Source organism: Streptomyces sp. UH6, from assembly GCF_013421635.1.
GTDB classification, from domain to species: domain Bacteria; phylum Actinomycetota; class Actinomycetes; order Streptomycetales; family Streptomycetaceae; genus Streptomyces; species Streptomyces abyssomicinicus.
Genome location: NZ_JACADT010000556.1, coordinates 1 through 3,758, shown reverse-complemented (window position 1 = coordinate 3,758; position 3,758 = coordinate 1). Strand labels below are relative to the sequence as shown.

Annotated in this window: 4 protein-coding genes and 1 pseudogene; all 5 read right to left on the bottom strand. The window is 70.9% G+C overall.

The window, feature by feature from the left end:
• Positions 1-229: pseudogene (locus HW445_RS21915) on the bottom strand (cytidine deaminase); the annotation flags it as partial.
• A gap of 51 nt (positions 230-280) precedes the next feature.
• Positions 281-640: an MmcQ/YjbR family DNA-binding protein gene (locus HW445_RS21910; RefSeq protein WP_180222686.1), complete on the bottom strand. Its 360-nt coding sequence runs from the start codon at positions 638-640 to the stop codon at positions 281-283.
• Positions 640-1,947, bottom strand: a complete 1,308-nt coding sequence (locus tag HW445_RS21905) for a hemolysin family protein (RefSeq protein ID WP_180222685.1) — start codon at positions 1,945-1,947, stop codon at positions 640-642. The genes HW445_RS21910 and HW445_RS21905 overlap by 1 nt, the downstream gene beginning before the upstream one ends.
• A complete protein-coding gene (gene ybeY / locus HW445_RS21900; protein WP_151773162.1) occupies positions 1,944-2,441 on the bottom strand; it encodes an rRNA maturation RNase YbeY in 498 nt (165 codons plus the stop codon). The genes HW445_RS21905 and ybeY overlap by 4 nt, the downstream gene beginning before the upstream one ends.
• 13 nt (positions 2,442-2,454) lie before the next feature.
• Positions 2,455-3,525: a PhoH family protein gene (locus HW445_RS21895; RefSeq protein WP_180222684.1), complete on the bottom strand. Its 1,071-nt coding sequence runs from the start codon at positions 3,523-3,525 to the stop codon at positions 2,455-2,457.
• Between the last annotated feature and the right edge of the window lie 233 nt (positions 3,526-3,758).

Here is a 3,758-nt window from a genome sequence, read left to right as displayed (position 1 = left end):
CCGCCGCCTCCAGGGACTGCGCGCCGGAGGCCACGGCCATCGCCACCGCGGTCCGCAGCGCGCTGAGGTTCAGCGACTCCAGGCCGACGGTCCCGGCGACATACGTCCGCCCCGTCTCGTCACGCACGGCGGCCCCCTCCGGCACGCCGTTGCGGGCCCGCGCGGAGCGGGCCAGGGTCACGATCTTGCGGTCCTCGGGGTCGAGGTCGAGCGCGCTGCTGTCGGTCATGGTCCCGAGCATACGAACCCGTGGCGCCGCGTCCGGCGTCGGCCCGGCGGGTCACGGCCGGTCCAGCCGCAGCCGCTCCGCGCGCGGAAGGCCCGCGACCACCAGGTCGTAGGAGTCCTCGACCAGTTCCCGGACCATCGTGTCCGGGAGCCCGGCGTCCACGGTCACCGTGTTCCAGTGCCGCTTGTTCATGTGCCACCCGGGCACGATCCGCCCCTCGTGCTCGCGCCGCAGACGGAGCGCGTCGTCCGGGTCGCACTTCAGGTTGACCTTCAGGGGACGCGCGTCGAGCGCCGTCAGCGCGAAGAGCTTGCCGCCCACCTTGAACACGGACGTCTCCGGCCCGAACGGATGGTCCTCCACCGCCCCGTTGAAGGAGAGGCAGAGGGCGCGCAGCTCCTGCGGGGTCATCAGCCCGTCCGTTCCCCGTCCTCGGACGGCTCCCGCTGCGGTACCGGCTCCACCAGCACCGTGACGATCTTGTTCCGGCGGCCCGCCGCCGACTCGGCGGTCAGCTTCAGCCGGCGGCCGTCGGGGAGTTCCACCTCCGAGGCGGCCCCGGCGATCGGGACCCGCCCCAGCGCCTTGGCGAGCAGGCCGCCCACCGTCTCGACGTCCTCGTCGTCGTACTCCTCGACGCCGTAGAGGGCGCCCAGGTCGCTGATGTCGAGGCGGGCGGTGACCCGGTGGCAGCCGTCGTCCAGCTCCTCCACCGGCGGCAGTTCCCGGTCGTACTCGTCGGTGATCTCGCCGACGATCTCCTCGAGGATGTCCTCGATGGTGACGATGCCGGCCGTGCCGCCGTACTCGTCGATGACCACCGCGACGTGGTTGCGGTCGCGCTGCATCTCCCGCAGCAGGTCGCCCGCGTTCTTGGTGTCCGGGACGAACGCCGCCGGCCGCATCACCGTGGTGACCAGCTCGCTCTCCGCCTCCCGGCTGATGTGCGTGCGGCGGGCCAGGTCCTTCAGGTAGACGACGCCGATGACGTCGTCCTCGCTCTCCCCGGTGACCGGGATCCGGGAGAAACCGGAGCGCAGGGCCAGGGTGAGGGCCTGCCGGATCGTCTTGAACCGTTCGATGACGACGAGGTCGGTGCGCGGCACCATCACCTCGCGCACCAGGGTGTCTCCCAGCTCGAAGACCGAGTGCACCATGCGGCGCTCGTCGTCCTCGATCAGCGACTCCTTCTCGGCGAGGTCGACCATGGCGCGCAGTTCGGCCTCGGAGGCGAACGGGCCGCGCCGGAAGCCCTTGCCGGGGGTGAGCGCGTTGCCGAGGAGGATCAGCAGGGACGGGACCGGCCCCATGATCCGGGCCAGCGGCAGCAGCACGTACGCGGCGGCCGTGGAGGTGTTCAGCGGGTGCTGCCGGCCGATGGTGCGCGGCGAGACGCCGACGGCCACGTAGGAGACGAGCACCATGACCGCGATGGCGGTCAGCAGCGCCTGCCAGGTCTCGGCGAAGTGGTCGAGGCAGGCGTGGGTGACCAGGGCCGCCGCGGCCATCTCGCAGGCGACGCGGACCAGCAGCGCCACGTTGAGGTAGCGGGTGGGGTCGGCCGCCACCTGGGCCAGCTTGGCGCTGCCCCGGCGGCCGGTGCGTATGGCCTCCTCGGCGCGGAAGCTCGACACCCGGGCCAGGCCGGCCTCCGCGCAGGCGGCCAGCCAGGCGAGGACCAGCAGGGCGACGACGCCCAGGATCAGCTGAACGCTCATGAGACGGTCGGTGCCGGGGACGGGCCGGTGAGGCCCTTCTCCGCCCGCCAGCCGTCGACGATGGCGGCCTGGAGGCCGAACATCTCGGCCTTCTCGTCGGCCTCCTCGTGGTCGTAGCCGAGCAGGTGGAGGACGCCGTGGACGGTGAGCAGCTGGAGCTCCTCGTCCATGGAGTGCCCGGTCGGCGCCTCCTTGCCCTGCTTCTCGGCGACCTCGGGGCAGAGGACGATGTCGCCGAGGAGCCCCTGCGGGGGCTCCTCGTCGTCCTTGGACGGCGGACGCAGCTCGTCCATCGGGAAGGACATCACGTCGGTGGGACCGGGCAGGTCCATCCACTGGATGTGCAGCTGCTCCATGGCGTCGGCGTCCACCACGATCACCGACAGCTCGGCGAGGGGGTGGATGCGCATCCGCGCGAGGGCGTAGCGGGCGATGTCGAGGACCGACTCCTCGTCGATCCCGGTGCCCGATTCGTTGTTGACGTCGATCGCCATGGTGCCGCTCGGTCTACTTCCCCTTGTGCCCGGACCGGCCGCGGCCGCCCTTGTGGGAGCCGTTCTCGGTGCCGTGCGTGCTGTCGTACTTCTCGTAGGCATCGACGATACGTCCGACGAGCTTGTGCCGGACGACGTCCTGGGACGACAGCCGGGCGAAGTGGACGTCCTCGACGCCGTCCAGGATGTGCTGCACCTGGCGCAGACCCGACTTGGTGCCGTCCGGAAGGTCGACCTGGGTCACGTCACCGGTGATCACGATCTTGGAGTCGAAGCCGAGACGGGTCAGGAACATCTTCATCTGTTCGGGCGAGGTGTTCTGGGCCTCGTCCAGGATGATGAAGGCGTCGTTGAGCGTCCGGCCGCGCATGTAGGCGAGCGGCGCGACCTCGATCGTCCCGGCCGCCATCAGACGGGGGATCGAGTCGGGGTCGAGCATGTCGTGCAGCGCGTCGTACAGCGGGCGCAGGTACGGGTCGATCTTCTCGTAGAGCGTTCCGGGCAGGAAGCCGAGCCGCTCGCCGGCCTCGACCGCCGGGCGGGTCAGAATGATCCGGGTGACCTGCTTGGACTGCAGGGCCTGCACTGCCTTCGCCATCGCGAGGTACGTCTTGCCCGTACCGGCCGGTCCGATGCCGAAGACGACGGTGTGCTTGTCGATGGCGTCGACGTAGCGCTTCTGGTTGAGCGTCTTCGGGCGGATGGTGCGGCCGCGCGAGGACAGGATGTTCTGCGTCAGCACCTGTGCCGGCGTCTCCTGGCCCTGTCCGTTGCCGTCTGCGCCTGCCTTCAGCATGGCGATCGAACGTTCCACCGCGTCCTCCGTCATCGGTTGCCCGGTGCGGAGCACCAGCATCATCTCTGCGAACAGCCGCTGGATGAGGGCCACGTCCGCCGGCTCGCCCACCGCGCTGATCTCGTTGCCCCGGACATGGATGTCGGCCCCGGGGAAGGCCGTCTCGATCACGCGCAGCAGGGAGTCGCCGGACCCCAGCACCGTCACCATCGGGTGCTTCGCGGGGACGGTGATCTGCGCTCGTGCGGGTCCCTCGGCGGGACCTGGGGCATGGGGTGTCTGCGTCATGGGCCGGCTCGTAGGCCTGCACATCCTCCTCGCTGGGGTTCGCCCGCCACAGGGGGCCTTCCGTTCCCCAGGGTACGACGGGTCACGGTCAACCCCCCAGGGCTTTTGCCGCCGCCGGACAGGTCCCCGGGAGGGGTGACGTCCGGTCCGGCGGACGGTGCGTCGGACGGTGCGTCGGGCACGGGGCGGGCGGGTCAGCCGGAGCGGCGGAAGCCGATGGTCGGGACGGCCCG